At 73.0% G+C, this 17,608-nt stretch carries 11 protein-coding genes; 6 read left to right on the top strand and 5 right to left on the bottom strand.

Annotation, left to right across the window (positions count from 1 at the left end; all coding sequences use genetic code 11):
- Window positions 1-125: 125 nt before the first annotated feature.
- The 6 genes from ACIBIW_RS30895 (at window position 126) to ACIBIW_RS30870 (ending at window position 10,659) form a co-directional block, all read left to right on the top strand.
- Complete coding sequence (locus tag ACIBIW_RS30895; protein ID WP_399340802.1) at window positions 126-3,476, top strand: SCO5717 family growth-regulating ATPase; 3,351 nt, start codon at window positions 126-128, stop codon at window positions 3,474-3,476.
- 611 nt (window positions 3,477-4,087) lie between these two features.
- Window positions 4,088-5,986 carry an ABC transporter substrate-binding protein gene (locus ACIBIW_RS30890; protein WP_399340800.1) on the top strand — a complete coding sequence of 633 codons (1,899 nt, stop codon included), beginning with the start codon at window positions 4,088-4,090 and terminating at the stop codon, window positions 5,984-5,986.
- Window positions 5,987-6,096: 110 nt separating this feature from the next.
- Complete coding sequence (locus tag ACIBIW_RS30885; RefSeq protein WP_399340798.1) at window positions 6,097-7,170, top strand: ABC transporter permease; 1,074 nt, start codon at window positions 6,097-6,099, stop codon at window positions 7,168-7,170.
- Window positions 7,167-8,129, top strand: coding sequence for an ABC transporter permease (locus ACIBIW_RS30880; protein WP_399340796.1), 963 nt, complete (start codon window positions 7,167-7,169; stop codon window positions 8,127-8,129). The genes ACIBIW_RS30885 and ACIBIW_RS30880 overlap by 4 nt, the downstream gene beginning before the upstream one ends.
- Complete coding sequence (locus tag ACIBIW_RS30875; RefSeq protein ID WP_399340794.1) at window positions 8,075-9,205, top strand: ABC transporter ATP-binding protein; 1,131 nt, start codon at window positions 8,075-8,077, stop codon at window positions 9,203-9,205. The genes ACIBIW_RS30880 and ACIBIW_RS30875 overlap by 55 nt, the downstream gene beginning before the upstream one ends.
- Window positions 9,206-9,663: 458 nt before the next feature.
- Window positions 9,664-10,659, top strand: a complete 996-nt coding sequence (locus tag ACIBIW_RS30870) for an ABC transporter ATP-binding protein (protein WP_399340879.1) — start codon at window positions 9,664-9,666, stop codon at window positions 10,657-10,659.
- Between the two features lie 302 nt (window positions 10,660-10,961).
- Here ACIBIW_RS30870 and ACIBIW_RS30865 read toward each other — a convergent pair whose 3' ends face one another.
- The 5 genes from ACIBIW_RS30865 to infB form a co-directional block, all read right to left on the bottom strand.
- Window positions 10,962-11,927: a bifunctional riboflavin kinase/FAD synthetase gene (locus ACIBIW_RS30865; protein WP_399340792.1), complete on the bottom strand. Its 966-nt coding sequence runs from the start codon at window positions 11,925-11,927 to the stop codon at window positions 10,962-10,964.
- A 442-nt stretch (window positions 11,928-12,369) separates the two neighbouring features.
- Window positions 12,370-13,278, bottom strand: coding sequence for a tRNA pseudouridine(55) synthase TruB (truB, locus tag ACIBIW_RS30860; RefSeq protein ID WP_399340790.1), 909 nt, complete (start codon window positions 13,276-13,278; stop codon window positions 12,370-12,372).
- Window positions 13,275-13,775, bottom strand: coding sequence for a 30S ribosome-binding factor RbfA (gene rbfA, locus ACIBIW_RS30855; RefSeq protein ID WP_399340788.1), 501 nt, complete (start codon window positions 13,773-13,775; stop codon window positions 13,275-13,277). The genes truB and rbfA overlap by 4 nt, the downstream gene beginning before the upstream one ends.
- A gap of 201 nt (window positions 13,776-13,976) precedes the next feature.
- The gene (locus tag ACIBIW_RS30850) at window positions 13,977-14,270 is read right to left on the bottom strand and encodes a DUF503 domain-containing protein (RefSeq protein ID WP_399340786.1); all 294 of its coding nucleotides are present in this window, start codon (window positions 14,268-14,270) and stop codon (window positions 13,977-13,979) included.
- A 170-nt stretch (window positions 14,271-14,440) separates the two neighbouring features.
- Window positions 14,441-17,494 carry a translation initiation factor IF-2 gene (infB, locus tag ACIBIW_RS30845; protein ID WP_399340785.1) on the bottom strand — a complete coding sequence of 1,018 codons (3,054 nt, stop codon included), beginning with the start codon at window positions 17,492-17,494 and terminating at the stop codon, window positions 14,441-14,443.
- Window positions 17,495-17,608 lie beyond the last annotated feature (114 nt).

Genomic DNA, 17,608 nt, shown 5'->3' with positions numbered 1-17,608 from the left:
CCCGGCAACACGGGACATTCTCTGGCGATTTCCGACAACTTCTGACAGCTTCGCTGAAGAGCTACGGTCGGCAAGAGCGGTCGCCCGGGCGGGGCACGAGAGTGTACGACCACACAGGAGGAACCGTGAACAGCGATCGGGACGGGATGCGCGGGGGCTGGGGGACAGCCGACGACGACCAGTCCGACGCCGAGTCCGCCGTCGAGGCGACGGGCGAGTTCACCATCGACTACGCCCCGCCCGCCTGGTACACGCAGAACTCGTCCGGCTCCGCGCAGCAGTCGTACCCCGCCGCGGCCTCTCCGGCCCCGGCGCCGCCGCCGACCACGGCCGCCCCGGTCGAGCCGCCGCAGCCGCCGCGTGACGGCGGGTTCGCGTCCCCGTGGGGCACCAACGGCGCGGTGCCCGGCTACGACGCCGCGCCCGGCGGCGGTACGGCGCAGCCGGGCGGCGCTTCCGAGCCCGCGGCCCCCGGCACCGGGTACGGCGCGGGCGGCACCGGCGACTACGGCATGCCCCCGCCACCGGCCCCGTACGGCGGCGCACCGCAGAACGGCGCGGCCCCCGCACCGTCGTACCCGCCCGTGCCGCCCTCCGCGCCCCCCGCGTACGACCCGGCGGGCTCCGCCACGGACCAGGGCGACTCCGGCACGGAGGGCGGCGCCCAGGGCGCCCCGGCCCCGGCCGACGCCCCCTACGGCGCCCCGATGACGGACGACGCCGCCACGCCCGGCGGCGTCGACGACGACCAGGACGCCGACGGCGACGTGGAGAGCGGCACGACGATGCGCATCTCCTCCGCGCGCCTGCGCCGCGACCTCGGCGACGTCGGCGGGCCCGAGGGCGACGACGGTGCGGCGGCGGGCGACGTGGACGCCGCGGACGGTGCGCGCGATGACGAGGCCGAGGAGCACGCCGCGGACCCCAGGGGCGGCGCCGACACCTGGGGGGCCGGGAGCGGCACGCCGTCGTTCGGCGGCGACGTCGCCGGTACGGACCCGGGTGCCGCCGGTGCGCAGGCGGATGACGGAGCGCCGGACGGAGCGGACGGCGACCAGGACGGTGCGGCGGCGACGGAGCCCCCGGACGCCGCCGGGGACGCCGCGGAGCCCGACGGGGCGCCCGCGGCGGCGGACTCCGGTGACGACGCGTCGGACGACGCCGCGCCGCAGGGCGCAGACGACGGCGCCGCGGACGACGCCCCGGCGGCTTCGGAGGCGCAGCCCGCTCCGTGGCAGCCCACGGCGCCCGAGAGCGGCGGACTGCCGCCGCTGCCACCGGACTTCCAGCCCGCGGCACCGGCCCCCGCGGCGGAGTGGCCGCCCAGGGGCGGCGTGCCGGGCGCGCCCCCGGCAGGGTCCGACGCCGCGCAACCGCAGGCGGCGCAGCAGCCGCAGCCCGGAGCCCCGGCCTGGCCGGGCGCCCCCGCGGCCCCGCAGGCGCCCGCCGCGCAGCAGTACGGCGCCGGGGCCCCCGCCGCTCCCCCGCAGCCTCCCCAGGGCGGCTACGGCTTCCCCGGGGCGCCCCAGCCCGCGCCCCAGCAGGGCCAGCCGCTGCCCCCCGGCGCTCCCGCGCCGTACCAGGGCGCGCCCGGCGCGCCGGTCGACCCCAGGCAGGGCGGTTACGGCTTCCCGCAGGGGCAGCCGCCGCAGGCCGCCCCGCAGGCTCCGCAGGCCCCCCAGCCGCAGCAGGGCGGCTACGGCTTCCCCGGCGCGGCGCCCGGCGGCCCCGGGCAGCCGGCGCAGCCGGGCAGGCAGGGCCCGTGGGGGGCGCCGCCCGCCGCCCAGGGGCAGCAGCAGAACCTGCCGGTGCCCGCGCAGCAGCAGGGCCCCCCGCAGCCGCCCCAGCAGGGGCAGGGCGGGCAGGTGCCGGTGCCACCGCAGGGCCAGGGCATGCCGCCGTACGGGACGCCGCCGCACGGGGCCGTGCCGCCGCAGCCGGGCCAGGGCCAGGTGCCGCCGGGCGGCAGGTATCCGCAGCAGCCGCCGCAGGGCGCGGCGCAGCCCGGCGTCGATCCACGCACGGGTGCCACTTACCCCCAGGCCGTCCAGCACGACCAGCGCGAGCCCACCAACCCGCACGCCCCCCTCGGTTACACCGCCGCGGTCGAGCTGTCCTCCGACCGGCTGCTGAACAACAAGCGGCAGAAGACCCGCAGCGGACGGCCGGGGCCCGGCGGCCGCTTCAAGCTCGGCGGCAAGAAGGAGGAGGCCGAGCGGCTGCGCAAGCTGGAGCTGATCAGGACCCCGGTGCTGTCCTGCTACCGCATCGCGGTGATCAGCCTCAAGGGCGGCGTCGGCAAGACGACGACGACCACGGCGCTCGGCTCCACGCTCGCCATCGAGCGCCAGGACAAGATCCTCGCCATCGACGCGAACCCCGACGCCGGGACCCTCGGCCGCCGGGTGCGCCGAGAGACCGGTGCCACGATCCGCGACCTGGTGCAGGCGATCCCGTACCTGAACTCCTATATGGACATCAGGCGGTTCACGTCGCAGGCGCCGTCCGGTCTTGAGATCATCGCGAACGACGTGGACCCCGCGGTGTCGACGACGTTCAACGACGAGGACTACCGGCGGGCGATAGAGGTGCTCGGCCAGCAGTACCCGGTCATCCTCACGGACTCGGGCACCGGCCTGCTGTACAGCGCGATGCGCGGCGTCCTCGACCTCGCCGACCAGTTGATCATCATCTCGACGCCGTCGGTGGACGGTGCGAGCAGCGCCTCCACGACGCTGGACTGGCTCTCCGCGCACGGCTACGCGGACCTGGTGGCGCGCTCCCTCACGGTCATCTCCGGGGTCCGCGAGACCGGAAAGATGATCAAGGTGGACGACATCGTCGGGCACTTCAGGACGCGCTGCCGCGGCGTCGTCGTCGTCCCGTTCGACGAGCACCTCGCGGCGGGCGCCGAGGTCGACCTGGACATGATGCGGCCCAAGGTGCGTGAGGCGTACTTCAACCTGTCGGCCCTGGTCGCGGAGGACTTCGCGCGCCACCAGCAGTCGCACGGGCTGTGGACGGCGGACGGCAACCCACCGCCGCAGATCGCGCCCCCGATGCCGGGGCAGCAGCAGTACCCCGCGCAGCCGTACCAGCAGATGCCGGGGCAGCAACCCGCGCCCGGGCAGCCCATGCCGGGCGGCTATCCGCAGCAAGGGGCGGCCCAGCCGCCCGCGGGGCCCCCGCAGGGCTGGCAGCAGGGCGCCGCGCAGCCGCCAGGACAGGGGCAGGGGCAGCCCTTCCCCGGCCAGCAGCAGGCGCAGCCGGGGTTCCCGGCCGGAGCGCTGCCGCCGGGCGGCCAGCCGCCCCAGCAGGGGCCCGGCCCCCAGGCTCCGGGCCGACCCGTGCCGCCCGGCGGCCTCCAGGGCCCGCCGCCGCAGCAGGGCGCGCCGGGCCCGTACGGGCAGCAGGCCCAGTCGCAGCCGCCCGCCCAGGGCGAGGAACAGCAGCAGTACCCGCCTCAGCAGCAGTAGCGGTACGGAGCCGCCGCGGCGCGGGCGTCCGGGAGGAGCCGACGCCGCGGCGCGCTGCCGTCCGCCATCGCGCGCGTATACGGCCGAACGGCGCGGGACGTAGCGCAGCACGGGGCGCCACACGCGTCATACGGCGCTACGTCCCGTGCACATCGAGCACCACGCGCGCGCGTAGTGCTCGATCGGCGCCGCCGCCGCGACGTCCCGACATGGCGCGGCGCCGCGCCGTACGGCAGACTCCCGCTTCGCCCGGAGCACCCCTGCCGCGCCCCGTACCCCCTGAGCCGCCCCTCCCGGGGCCGCTCCGCGCCGTGTCCCGACAGGCCCGGATGCCGCCCCGGGACGCCCTGTCGGGTGACGCCGTGTCCACTTCTTGACCGGACCCGTCCCACCTGCCGCACTCCCCGGCGCCACCCCGTGGCCTGCCGGGTTTCACCGGTCTCGACCAATGGGCGTCAAATACCGGTCAACTCGTTATTTCCGCAGGCCACGTGGGGTTCACCGGCCGTTGACGTGCGCAGACCAGCGCTGATAGACACACACATCAACCCAGTCGGCGGCGCATGATCGACGAGCCGGCTGTGCGAGCGACGACGCGAGGTCACCGACCCATGGACAGACAAGATCAGCACGCCCCAGATCAGTACGGTCCCGTGCGGCCCGGCGTCCTCGGGCGCCTGGCGCGGCGAATATCCGGCGGCCGGTTCCGGCTGCTGCTCGCGGCGGGGGCCGCGGCGTTCACCCTGACCGCGGGGCTGGCCACGCCGATGAACCCCGCGCCCCAGCACGCCGCGGCCGCGGACAGCGGCAAGAAGGTACTGACGGTCGCGGTCGCCCAGAGCGTCGACTCGCTGAGCCCGTTCCTGGCCGTCCGTCTGGTCTCCACCAGCATCCACCGGCTGATGTACGAGTACCTGACGAACTACGACCCGAAGGACAACCACGCGATACCGGGTCTCGCCACCAGTTGGAAGCCGTCCGCGGACAAGCTGACCTGGACGTACACGATCCGCAAGAACTCCAAGTGGTCGGACGGGCAACAGGCCACCGCCGAGGACGCCGCGTGGACGTTCAACAAGATGATGACCGACCAGGCCGCCGCCACCGCGAACGGCGGCTTCGTCAGCAACTTCAAGAAGGTCACCGCGCCCAGCCCGACCAAGCTCGTCGTCGAGCTGAAGAAGCCGCAGGCGACGATGGCGGCGCTCGACGTGCCGATCGTGCCGAAGCACGTGTGGGACAAGGTCGGCGATTTCTCGAAGTTCAACAACGACAAGAAGTTCCCGATCGTCGGCAACGGCCCGTTCATCCTCACGGACTACAAGCCGGACAGCTATGTGAAGCTGGTGCCGAACAAGCACTTCTGGCGCGGCGCCCCCAAGTTCGACGAGCTGGTCTTCCGGTACTACAAGGACAACGACGCCGCGGTGGCCGCCCTCCAGAAGGGTGAGGTCTCCTTCGTCCAGGACCTGACACCGGCCCAGGCAGCGGCACTGAAGAGCACGTCGGACATCAAGGTCAACGACGCCCCCGGCCGCCGCTTCTACGCCCTCGCCACCAACCCGGGCGCGCAGGCGAAGGACGGCACCAAGTTCGGCGACGGCGACCCGTCGCTGCGCGACAAGCGGGTGCGGCAGGCGCTCTTCCTCGCGACCGACCGCAAGACGATCGTCGACAAAGTCTTCCAAGGTCACGCGGTCAACGGCGAGGGCTACATACCGCCGCGCTTCTCCACGTACTACTGGAAGCCGTCGGGCGACCAGGAGCAGACGTACGACCCGCAGAAGGCCGCACAGCTCCTCGACGAGGCCGGCTACAAGAAGAACGGCGACGGCAAGCGAGTCGGCAAGGACGGCAAGCCACTGAACTACCGCATCCTGTGCCACGCCACCGACCCCGAGGACAAGGCGGTCGGCAAGTACATGAAGGAGTGGTACGGCAAGCTCGGCATCGGGCTCACCGTCGACTGCCTCGACAACGTGACCGACCCCTGGCTGGCCGGAAAGTACGACCTCGCGTTCGACGGCTGGTCCGTCAACCCCGACCCCGACTACGTCCTGTCCATCCACACCTGCGGCGCGCTGCCGCAGACGCCGAAGGACACCGGGGCCACCGACAACTTCATCTGCGACAAGCAGTACGACAGCCTGTACGCCAAGCAGCTCGCCGAGTACGACCCGGCCAAGCGCGCCACGATCGTCAAGCAGATGGAGTCGTGGCTGTACGACTCCGACTACATGAGCGTGATGGCCTATCCGAACGCGGTCGAGGCGTACCGCACCGATCAGATCAAGTCGATCGAGACCATGCCCGCCAAGGCCGGGAACATCTTCGGTCAGGACGGCTACTGGAGCTGGTGGTCGGCGGTCCCCGCGGACTCCGACGGCTCCTCCGGCGGATCGAGTTCGACCGGGGTCATCGTCGGCATCGTGGTCGCCGTCGTCGTGGTCGTGGGCATCGGAGTGTTCGTCGTGATGCGCCGCAGGTCGACCGCGGAAGAACGGGAATGACGTGCGTAACGTGAGCGGCACGACCGCAGGGATCGTCGTGCGCGGCGCGCACCTGGCGCGGCGCACGGTCACGAGCGGGGCCGCCCCGGCGGCCCCCGGGAGAACTCCGTATGGCAGCTGACAGCACCACGGCGCTCGCGGACGGCGTCCCCGCCGACGGTCCGGCTCCGGCCGGGCCGTCGGTCCGCGGCCCCCGTTCGCGTACCACCGCCGCGTATCTGCGCTATGTGGCGGGCAAGCTGGGCGGCGCGATTGTTTCGCTGTTCGCCGTCCTCGTCACCAGTTTCTTTCTCTTCCGCCTGATTCCGGGCGATCCGGTTAAGTACCTGACCGGTGGCCGTCAGGTCTCGGCCGAGCAGCTCGCCGCGTACCGCAAGGAGTTCGGCCTCGACCTGCCGCTGTGGGAGCAGTTCACCCAGTACTGCGGCAAGGCGCTCACCGGCGACTTCGGAACGTCGTACCAGTTCAACGGCCCCGTGATGGACAAGATCCGGGAGGCCCTGCCGAACACGGTGCTGCTCACGGGGGCCGCCTTCGTCCTCTACTCGCTGCTGGGCCTCGTGCTCGGCACGCGGTCGGCCTGGCGGAACGGAAGTCTCACCGACCGGTTCAACACCGGACTCGCGCTGGTCCTTTTCTCGGTGCCTTCGTTCTGGCTCGGTCTGATGCTGATCATCATCCTGTCGGTGGGGATGGGGCCGATTCCGGGTCTGTTCCCCACCGGGGGGATGGAGTCGGGGGACTCCCAGGGCTTCGGCCACGTGATCGACGTGCTTCACCACATGGTGCTGCCCGTGATCACCCTGGTCGCCGTGCAGTACGGCGAGACCCTGCTGGTCACCCGCTCCGCCCTGCTCGACGAGATGGGCAGCGACTATCTGACGACGGCACGGGCCAAGGGCCTCAGCAACGACCTGGTACGCCGCAGGCACGCGGTGCCGAACGCCATGCTGCCCACCGTGACCCTGATGTTCGTCAACCTGGGACGGGTCGTCGCGGGCACCATCCTGGTGGAGACGGTGTTCTCCTGGCCGGGCCTCGGCAGCCTGTTCTACCAGGGGCTCAGCGTGCCCGACCTGCCCCTCGTCCAGGCGCTGTTCTTTGTGTTCGCGTCCGCCGTGATCGTGATGAACACCCTGGCCGATCTGATCTATCCACTGCTCGATCCCCGGGTGGGCCGATGACGACAGAAACGAGCGACGCGACCGGCGCAGGCGGCCCGGCCGCCACACCCCCGCCCTCCCCCGCGCCGGCCGGCCCCAGGGCGCTCGCCTGGCAGCGCAGAAGGGGCTCCCTGCTCCGCTTCTGGGTGCAGTACCGGGCGAACCGCTCGGGGCTCGCCGGGCTGATCCTGCTGGTGGTCTTCGCGGTGGTGGCGCTGACGGCGCCGCTCACCGTGGGCTCCGACGTGCAGGACGTGACCGACGCCCCGGGCAAGCCCCTGGAAGGGCCCAGCGGCGACTTCCTTTTCGGAACCGACCAGTTCGGACGGAACCTGTTCGGTCTGGTGCTGTGGGGGTCGCGGATCTCCCTTCTGGTGGGGCTGCTCGCGGCCGTCCTCTCGGTCGCCATCGGCGCCCTCGTCGGCATCACGGCCGGCCACTTCCGCGGCCTGTACTCCACGGTGATCATGCGGGTCACCGACTGGTTCCTGGTCATGCCGACGCTGGTCCTCGCGATCGCCCTCGCCACCGTGATGTCACGGTCGCTCGCGACCATCGTGATCGCGATCGCCGTGACCACATGGCCCACCACGGCACGCCTCGTCCGGGCACAAACACTCGCCGTCGAGTCACGCTCGTACATCGAACGGGCCAAAGCGCTCGGAGGCGGGCACTGGCACATCATGGGGCGTCATGTCCTGCCCAATGTGATGCCTCTGGTCCTCGCCCAGACCACCCTCGGCATCTCGAACGCCATCCTGACCGAGGCGACGCTGGCCTTCCTCGGCCTCGGCGACCCGACGAACACCTCCTGGGGCGGCCTGCTCCAGGACGCGCGCGAGGCGGGCGCCGTCAGCTCGGGCCACTGGTGGTACCTCGTGCCGCCGGGTATCGCCATCGCGGTGGTGGCGCTCGCGTTCACCCTGTGCGGGCGCGCCATCGAGTCCGTACTCAACCCGAAGCTGAGGGCCGGCCGATGAGCACCGCACAGACCACTCCGGCGCGGCCGGAGGCCGCCACCTCCCATCCGCTGCTCGACGTCCGCGACCTGACGGTGACGTACCCGGGCGGCGTGGCGGCGGTACGCGGCGTCGACCTCACCGTGGCCGCGGGACAGAAGCTGGGCATCGCGGGCGAGTCGGGGTGCGGCAAGTCGACGCTCGCCCTGGCGATGCTGCGGCTGCTGCCCTCCGGCAGCACGACGACCGGCCGCATCATGCTGGAAGGCGACGACGTCCTGGCCATGAAGTGGGGCCGGGTGCGCGCGGTGCGCTGGGTGGGCGCGTCGATCGTCTTCCAGGGCGCGATGCACTCCCTGAACGCCGTCCACCGCATCGGCGACCAGATCGCGGAACCGATGCTCCTGCACAAGACCGCGACCCCCGCGGGGGCCAGGAAGCGGGTCGCGAAACTGCTGGAGGACGTGGGGCTCCCCGCGGCGCGCGCGAACGCCTATCCGCACGAGCTGTCGGGCGGCCAGCGCCAGCGCGTCATGATCGCGATGTCGCTCGCCTGCGACCCCCGGCTGATCATCGCCGACGAACCCACCACCGCCCTCGACGTGATGATCCAGGCCCAGATCCTGCGCCTGATCGAACAGCTCGTGAGCGAGAAGAACATCGGCCTGATCATGATCAGTCACGACCTGGCGGTGCTGGCCGACACGTGCGACCGGCTCGCGGTGATGTACGCGGGCCGCGTCGTCGAGGAGGGCCCGGCCCGGCAGGTGTACGACGACGCGCGCCACCCGTACGGCCGGGCGCTGTCGACGGCGTTCCCCCGCATCGGCGACGCCTCGTCGCGGTTCGCGCCGCAGGGGCTGCCCGGCGACCCTCCTGACCCGTCGGCGCTGCCGGCCGGCTGCACCTTCCACCCGCGCTGCCCGGTCGCGATGGACGTCTGCGCCGTCGAGGACCAGTTCCTGCGCGACGCGGGACCCGAGCGCTCCGCGGCGTGCGTCCACGTGGACGCGCACGCGCGCGATACGGCGGACGGGGCGGCGTCGGACACGCCGGAGCCGGGCGACGCGGAGGAATCGAGGAGCAGCGCGACATGAGCACATCCGAATCACCCGACCGCCCGGAGACGTCGCCGCGGGAGGCCGCCGCGACGTCGCGGGACGGCGCCGCCGCGACACCGGAGGCGGACGCCGCGACGTCGCAGCGCGACGGGACGGCGCGACGGGGCTCCGACGACGCCGCGGCGGCGGAGCCGGACGGTGCCACGCCGCCCGAGCCGTCCTCGGCCGCCCCTGACGCCGCCGACGGGGCGCGGAGCGGGCAGGGCACTCCCCCGCCGCCGCAGGGCGCCACAGACGCCCCGGACGCCGCGGAGGGCGCTCCGGGCGTGCCCGCGCCCGCCCAGGCCGCGGAAGAGGCTCCAGCGGCGGGGCAGGCGGGCTCCGTGGGAGGCGACGGCGGGGACGTAGCGGAGACGGACGCCGCGGGAGACGTAGCGGCCGAGGAGGGGGACGTAGCGGCGCGCGGCGGCGCGGGGAACGCGGTCGCGGCACCGCTGCTGAGCGCCGACGCGCTGCACATCACCTTCCCGGGGCGGCGCGGCGCCGATCCGGCGCGTGCCGTGGACGGGGTGGACCTGGACATCAGGCAGGGCGAGATCGTGGCCCTCGTGGGCGAGTCGGGCTGCGGCAAGACGACGCTCGCCCGCTCCCTGCTCGGCCTCGTGCCCCCGACATCGGGCCGCGTCACCTTCGGCGGGCAGCCGCTCGACTACGCGTCACGCGCGCTCAAGGCGTACCGCAAGCGGGTGCAGCTCGTCCTCCAGGACCCCAGCGGCTCGCTCAACCCGCGCCACACGGTGTACGACGCGGTGGCGGAGGGGCTGCGCATCCACCGCTACGGGGGCGACGAGCAGGCCGCCGTCGCGCGGGCGCTCGCGCGCGCAGGACTGCGGCCTCCGGAGCGGTTCTTCCTGCGCTACCCGCACGAGCTGTCGGGCGGCCAGCGGCAGCGTGTGGTGATCGCCGGCGCGCTGGTGCTCGAACCCGAGTTGATCGTCGCGGACGAGCCCGTCGCGTCCCTCGACGCCTCCGTGCGCGGCGAGATCCTGGCCCTGCTGCTCCGGCTGCGGGACGAACTCGGCCTCGCCGCGCTGGTGGTGACCCATGATCTGGGGCTCGCCTGGAACATCGCTGACCGTGTCGCCGTCATGTACCTCGGCAGGATCGTCGAGACGGGCACCGTCGAGCGTGTGCTGACGGCGCCGCAGCACCCGTACACACAGGCGCTGCTCTCGGTGCTCCCGGAGGCCGAGGGCCCCGAGGTGGTCCTCACCGGCGAGCCGCCGGACCCGTCGCGCATCCCCGGCGGCTGCCGCTTCCACGCCCGCTGCCACATCCTGGCGGGCGGCGAGGCGGAGCGCGCCGGTGTCGCCGACGCCTGCCGCACGGAGGACCTGCCGGTCCTGGACGGCGGCGGCACCGCCCAGGTCGCCTGCCACTGGGCACAGCAGCAGACACACGCGCGTACGAAGACCCTGCGGGGCGCGTGACGACGCCCGTCGCGGCTCCGTCGGTCCCGCGACGGGGCGCCGGGCAGGGGATGCGCTCCGTACGGTGCGCCGCGGCGGCCGACGGGCACGGGGCGGGCCGCTACGTGGCCGGGGACGTAGCGGCCACGTAGCGCTTGAGCGGCGCCACGCGCGCGCACGCGCCCGAGGCGCATCGTGTCGTGCGCACCGCCGTTCTCCATGCCCTCCGCGCGCACGCGCCCAAGGCGCGCCACGGCGCTCCGTCCCCCGCGACGTATCGCCCCGTCGACCACTGCCCGCCGCTACCGACGCGGGCGGCCCGTTCAGCTCCCCGAGTGCTGGGACTCGTAGGCCGACACGAGGTCCCTGGCACGCTTGACGTCGTCCGCCATGGCCTCCAGGAGGGTGTCGACGGAGTCGAACGCGGCCTGGCCGCGGACGAAGGAGAGGAAGTCGACGGCGACGTGGAGGCCGTACAGGTCGAGTCCGACGCGGTCGATGGCGTACGCCTCGACGGTGCGCTCGGTGCCGCCGAACTGGGGGTTGGTGCCGACCGAGATGGCGGCGGGCATGGCCTCGCCCCCGGTGTGGAGCCACCCGGCGTACACGCCGTCGGCGGGGACGGCGCTGTGCGGCAGGGTCTCCACGTTGGCGGTCGGGAAGCCCAGTTCCCTGCCGCGTTGCGCACCGCGGACCACGACGCCCTCGACCCGGTGCGGTCGGCCCAGGATCTCGGCGGCGCCCTCGACGTCGCCCTCGGTGATGAGGCGGCGGGTCAGCGTGGAGGAGAACGGCTGGCCACCGCCCGCCTCGCCCTGCACGAAGAGGTCGACGACCTCGACGTCGTAGTCGTAGGTGCCGCCGAGTTCGGTGAGTAGTGCGACATTGCCCGCGGCGCGGTGCCCGAAGCGGAAGTTGGGGCCTTCGACGACGGTCTTGGCGTGCAGCTTGTCGACGAGCACCTTGACCACGAAGTCGGCGGGCGACAGCCGGGAGAACTCGGTGGTGAACGGGAGGATGAGCAGTTCGTCCACGCCGAGCCCGGCCATCAGTTCCGCACGCCTGTGGTGCGGGGCGAGCAGCGGCGGATGGCTGCCGGGGCGCACCACCTCGCTGGGGTGGGGGTCGAAGGTGACGACAACGGCGGGGACGCCCAGTTCCCTGGCGCGCTGCACGGTGCGGCCGATGATCAACTGGTGGCCGCGGTGGACTCCGTCGTAGGAGCCGATGGTGACGACGCTGCGCCCCCAGTCCTCGGGGATGTCCTCCAAGCCACGCCAGCGCTGCACTGTGACCGCTCCTTGTCGAACCCTGCTGTTGATGGTGCCGTCTATAGCCGAATCTGTGCCATTGGCAATCACATTCGCCGATTCCGCAGGTCTAAGAGTGCCATGCCGGGCCCTCCCCGCCCGCATCGGCGTCTCGGTGTGACACGTCGCACCGGCGACGTCCCTGGGGCGCTCCCCACGGCGCCGTACGCAGCGGCGACGTCGCGCGGACGAAGCGCCAAGAGGCGGCGTCCGACCGCCTTCGGACGACGCGGCCACCGCACGGAAACCCCTGGGCCGGGCCCACCGCCCCTGCCGCCCCCGCCGTCCATGGCAGCCCAGAGGGCCCCAGACGGCGCACGGAGCCCCTCCGGACTCCAGGGGGCGAAACGGGAGCCACGGCCGCCCCAGGGGGCCCTGAGGCGCTTTCAAGGCCGTTCGGCCGCCGGTGGCTCCCGCACCATCAGGGCGTGTCGAAGACGGCGAGGCTCTTGGCCTTGCCGCGCTGCTCCTCGGCGAGGACCAGGAAGCGCCCGCCGGGGCCGAAGACGGCGACGGGTCCCGCCGCCGCGTACTCGTCGGGCATGTCGAGGCGCACGCCGTTCAGGATGCGGGACGCGCGCCCGGCGTCGATGTCCCAGCGGGGGAACGCCGCCGCGGCGGCCTCGCCCGCGGGCAGCACCGTCAGCTCCTGCTGGAGCTGGTCGAGGGTGCGGGCGCTCTCCAGCTTGTAGGGGCCGACACGCGTGCGCCGCAGCCCGGTGAGGTGCCCCCCGACGCCGAGAGCGGCGCCCAGGTCGCGCGCCAGCGCCCTGATGTAGGTGCCGGACGAGCAGACGACGGACACGACGAGGTCGAGGACCCCGGTGCCGTCCGCGGCGGTGTCGTGGTGCGCGTCGTGGACCGTGAAGGACGACACCGTCACGGGCCTGGCGGCGATCTCGAAGTCCTCGCCGTCGCGGGCGCGCTTGTACGACCGCACCCCCTTGATCTTGATGGCGCTGACCTTGGAGGGGACCTGCATGATGTCGCCGGTGAGGGGCTCGATGGCGGCGTCCACGGCCTCCCGGGTGATGTCGGAGGCGTCGGCGGTGGTGGTGATGTCGCCTTCGGCGTCGTCGGTGACGGTGTTCTGGCCGAGCCGCACCGTGCCGACGTACTCCTTCTCGGTGAGGGCGAGGTGGCCGAGGAGCTTGGTGGCCTTCTGCACGCCCAGGACGAGCACACCGGTCGCCATCGGGTCCAGCGTGCCCGCGTGCCCGACGCGGCGGGTGCCCGCGATGCCGCGCATCTTGGCGACGACGTCGTGTGAGGTGAAGCCCGACGGCTTGTCGACGACGACAAGTCCGTCGGGCGTGTTCTTGCCTGTCATTCGGCGGCGTCGCCGTCCTTGTTGCCGGTGCCGCCGGTGCTGTCGGCCTCGCCGGAGCCGTCGGGCTCCTCGGACTCGTCCGGCTTGCGGTACGGGTCGGACTCCCCGGCGTAGCTGGCGCCCGCGGACGCCTCACGCACCTTGGCGTCGGACGCGCGCGCCTTGTCGAGAAGGTCCTCGATGGTGCGCGCGGTGTCCGGGAGGGCGTCGGCGACGAAGGCCAGGGTGGGGGTGAACTTCACGCCCGCGGCGCGGCCCACCTCGGAGCGGAGCACGCCCTTGGCGCTCTCCAGGCCCGCCGCGGCGGCCGCACGCTCCTCGTCGTCGCCGTACACGGTGTAGAAGACGGTCGCCTCCCTGAGGTCCCCCGTGACCCGGGTGTCCGTGATGGTCACATGCGAGCCGAGACGCGGGTCCTTGATCCCCCGCTGGAGCTTCTGGGCCACCACCTCCCGGATGAGGTCCGCCAGCCTCTTCGCCCGCGCGTTGTCGGCCACTGGTCCGTCTCCCTCTTGTTTCTTACGTGCTCATGCTTGCCGGACCGGTCGCCCGGCGATCGGTTTCGTACCGATCCGAACTTTTCCCGGCCGGTTCCGCCGCCCCCTGGTCGGTCCTGCGACGGCTCCCGCCGTTGTGACACGGTGGCCCGGCGCGCCTTCACGCGCGCTTCATGCCGACGGCCGACCGCGTTCCCCCGCTCAGTCGTCCTCGCCGTGGAAGCGGCGCCTGACCGAGAGGAGTTCCACTTCCGGACGGCCCGCGACGAGCCGTTCGCAGCGGTCGAGCACGTCGGTGACGTGCCCGGCGTCCGCGGAGACCAGGGCGAGCCCGATGCCGGCTCTGCGGTGCAGGTCCATGTGCTCGACCTCCGCCGCACTCACGGCGTACTTGCGCTGGAGTTCGGCGACGATCGGGCGGACGACGGAGCGCTTCTCCTTGAGCGACCGTATGTCGCCGAGGAGCAGATCGAAGGACAGAGTCCCCACATACATGAAGATCCGGATGTCCCGCCGGTACGGGGTAGACGGTCCCGCGCGGCAGTCGGCGGGAACAGCAGAACCGTACACGCGGCATCCGGGGCCGATCGACGGGTTTTACCCCGCCGACCGGCCCCGGAGAGCCTGGCCCCGCCGCCTGGACGGCGGGGCCGGTGCCTCGTTGCCTACACGCGCGGCTTCTCGCGCATCTCGTAGGTGGCGATGACGTCGTCGACCTTGATGTCGTTGAAGTTCCCGAGGTTGATACCGCCCTCGAAGCCTTCCCTGATCTCGGTGACGTCGTCCTTGAAGCGGCGCAGGCCGTCGATGTTGAGGTTCTCCGCGATGACCTTGCCGTCGCGCAGCAGCCGCGCCTTGGTGTTCCGCTTGACCTCGCCGGAGCGGATGAGCACACCGGCGATGTTGCCCAGCTTGGACGAGCGGAAGATCTCGCGGATCTCCGCCGTGCCCAGCTCGACCTCTTCGTACTCGGGCTTGAGCATGCCCTTGAGGGCCGCCTCGATCTCCTCGATCGCCTGGTAGATGACCGAGTAGTACCGGACGTCGACACCCTCGCGCTCGGCCATCTGCGTGGCGCGCCCGGCGGCGCGCACGTTGAAGCCGATGACGATGGCGTCGGAGCCCATGGCGAGGTCGATGTCCGACTCGGTGACCGCACCGACGCCGCGGTGCAGCACCCGGATGTCGACCTCCTCGCCGACGTCGAGCTGGAGCAGCGAGGACTCCAGGGCCTCGACCGAGCCGGACGCGTCGCCCTTGATGATGAGGTTGAGCTGCTGGACCTCGCCCGCCTTGAGCACCTTGTCCAGGTCCTCGAGGGAGACCCTGCGGGTGCGCTTGGCAAACGCGGCGTTGCGCTCACGCGCGGCACGCTTCTCGGCGATCTGACGGGCCGTACGGTCCTCGTCGACGACGATGAAGTTGTCGCCTGCGCCCGGCACGTTGGTCAGGCCGAGGACCTGGACCGGCGTGGACGGGCCCGCCTCGTCGACGGTGTTGCCGAGGTCGTCGAGCATGGCGCGCACGCGCCCGTAGGCGTCGCCGACGACCATGGTCTCGCCGACCTTCAGGGTGCCGCGCTGGACGAGGACAGTCGCGGTGGCGCCGCGGCCCTTGTCCAGGTGGGCCTCGATCGCGATGCCCTGGGCGTCCTGCTCGGGGTTGGCGCGCAGGTCGAGCGCGGCGTCCGCGGTCAGGATGACGGCCTCAAGGAGGCTGTCGATGTTCAGCCCCTGCTTGGCGGAGATGTCGACGAACATGGTGTCGCCGCCGTACTCCTCCGCCACCAGGCCGTACTCGGTCAACTGGCCGCGGACCTTGGTCGGGTCCGCGCCCTCGACGTCGATCTTGTTGACCGCGACCACGATCGGCACGTCGGCCGCCTTGGCGTGGTTCAGGGCCTCGATCGTCTGCGGCATCACACCGTCGTTGGCCGCCACCACGAGGATCGCGATGTCGGTCGACTTGGCACCGCGGGCACGCATGGCGGTGAACGCCTCGTGGCCCGGGGTGTCGATGAAGGTGATCTTCCGCTCGTTGTTGTTGACCTCGGTGGTGACCTGGTACGCGCCGATGTGCTGGGTGATGCCGCCGGCCTCGCCCGCGATGACGTTGGTCTTGCGGATGGCGTCGAGGAGGCGGGTCTTGCCGTGGTCGACGTGACCCATGACGGTGACCACCGGCGGGCGCGCGACGAGGTTCTCCTCGCCGCCCTCGTCCTCGCCGAACTCCAGGTCGAAGGACTCCAGAAGCTCGCGGTCCTCCTCCTCGGGGCTGACGATCTGAACGGTGTAGTTCATCTCGTCGGCGAGGAGGTGCAGGGTCTCGTCGGACACCGACTGGGTCGCGGTGACCATTTCGCCGAGGTTCATCATGACCGCGACGAGGGACGCCGGGTTGGCGTTGATCTTCTCGGCGAAGTCGGTGAGCGAGGCACCGCGGGACAGCCTGATGGTCTCGCCGCCGCCGCGCGGCAGCATCACGCCGCCGACCGACGGGGCCTGCATGGCCTCGTACTCCTGGCGCCTCTGCCGCTTCGACTTGCGGCCGCGCCGTGCGGGGCCGCCGGGACGCCCGAAGGCGCCCTGTGTGCCGCCGCGGCCTCCGGGGCCGCCTGGACGGCCGCCGAAGCCGGGACGGCCACCGCCGCCGCCGAAGCCGCCACCGCCGCCGGGACGGCCCGCGAAGCCGCCGCCACCGGGACGCCCGCCGCCACCGCCGCGGCCGGCGAAACCGCCGCCACCGCCGCCGGGACGGCCGCCGCCGCCCGGACGACCGCCGCCTCCGGGGCCTCGGCCGCCGGGGCCGCCGCCTCCGGGTCGGGGGCCCGCCGCGGGGCGCTGCGGCATCATGCCGGGGTTGGGGCGGTTGCCGCCGGGGCCGCCGCCGGCGCGCGGGGGCTGCGGGCGTGGCATGCCGCCCGGTGTGGGCCTGGGGCCGCCGGGGCCGCCCTGGGGCCTGGGTCCGCCCTGCCCCGAGCCCTGCGGGCGGGGCCCGCCGGGGGCACCGGGGCCGCCGGGACGCGGGGCGCCGCCGGGACGGGGCGCCTGCGGACGCGCCATGCCGGTGGAGCCGCCGGACGTGAACGGGTTGTTGCCGGGCCGCGGACCCGCGGGACGGCCGCCGGGACGCGCGCCCTGACCGCCCGGACGCGGCGCGGCGCCGGGACGGGGGCCCTGCCGGTCGCCACGGCCCTGACTCTGACCGCCGCCCTGACCGCCGCCCTGGCCGCCGGGGCCCGGACGAGCGCCGGGCTTCGGGGCTCCGGGGCGCGCGCCGGGCTTCGGCGCGGTGGGCGCGGACGGCGGAGCGGTGAACTCCGGAGCCGCGGGCGCCGCGGGCGCGGGCTTGGGTGCCGCCGGGCGCGGGCCCGGCGTGGGCCGCGGGCCCGGGGCGGGCGCGGACCTGTCCCCGCCGGTGCCTGCCGCGGGGCGCGGGGCCGGCTTGGGGGCGGACGACGGACGCCCGGTGCCTGCCGCGGGGCCGGGCGTGGGCGCGGCGGGACGCGGGGCCGCCTTCTTGGGCGCGGACGGACGCGCGGGCCTGCCGCCGTTGCCGTTGCCCTGCTGGAACGCATCGGTCAGTTTGCGTACTACGGGCGCCTCGATCGTCGAAGACGCCGAACGGACGAATTCACCGAGTTCCTGGAGCTTGGCCATGACGACCTTGCTCTCTACACCGAACTCCTTGGCGAGTTCGTATACCCGGACCTTAGCCACTTCGCTCCTTTTAGGTCCGGGTTACGCCGGACCGTCGCTACTTCATGGGCGTACTCATCGCGTACTCATCGAGTGCTCATCGCAATCTCGACCTACTTCCGACTCGCGAGGTAC

Origin of the sequence: Streptomyces sp. NPDC050560, from assembly GCF_044457285.1 — a bacterium.
GTDB lineage: Bacteria > Actinomycetota > Actinomycetes > Streptomycetales > Streptomycetaceae > Streptomyces.
Note: the sequence above shows the minus strand (reverse complement) of the source record. Positions and strands in the feature narration are given on the sequence as shown.

Excerpts from the sequence above, each read along its gene's own strand:
- ACIBIW_RS30885 (WP_399340798.1), top strand. The coding sequence starts at position 6,097 with ATGGCAGCTGACAGCACCACGGCGCTCGCGGACGGCGTCCCCGCCGAC.
- ACIBIW_RS30850 (WP_399340786.1), bottom strand. The coding sequence starts at position 14,270 with ATGTATGTGGGGACTCTGTCCTTCGATCTGCTCCTCGGCGACATACGG.
- truB (WP_399340790.1), bottom strand. The coding sequence starts at position 13,278 with ATGACAGGCAAGAACACGCCCGACGGACTTGTCGTCGTCGACAAGCCG.
- ACIBIW_RS30880 (WP_399340796.1), top strand. The coding sequence starts at position 7,167 with ATGACGACAGAAACGAGCGACGCGACCGGCGCAGGCGGCCCGGCCGCC.
- ACIBIW_RS30890 (WP_399340800.1), top strand. The coding sequence starts at position 4,088 with ATGGACAGACAAGATCAGCACGCCCCAGATCAGTACGGTCCCGTGCGG.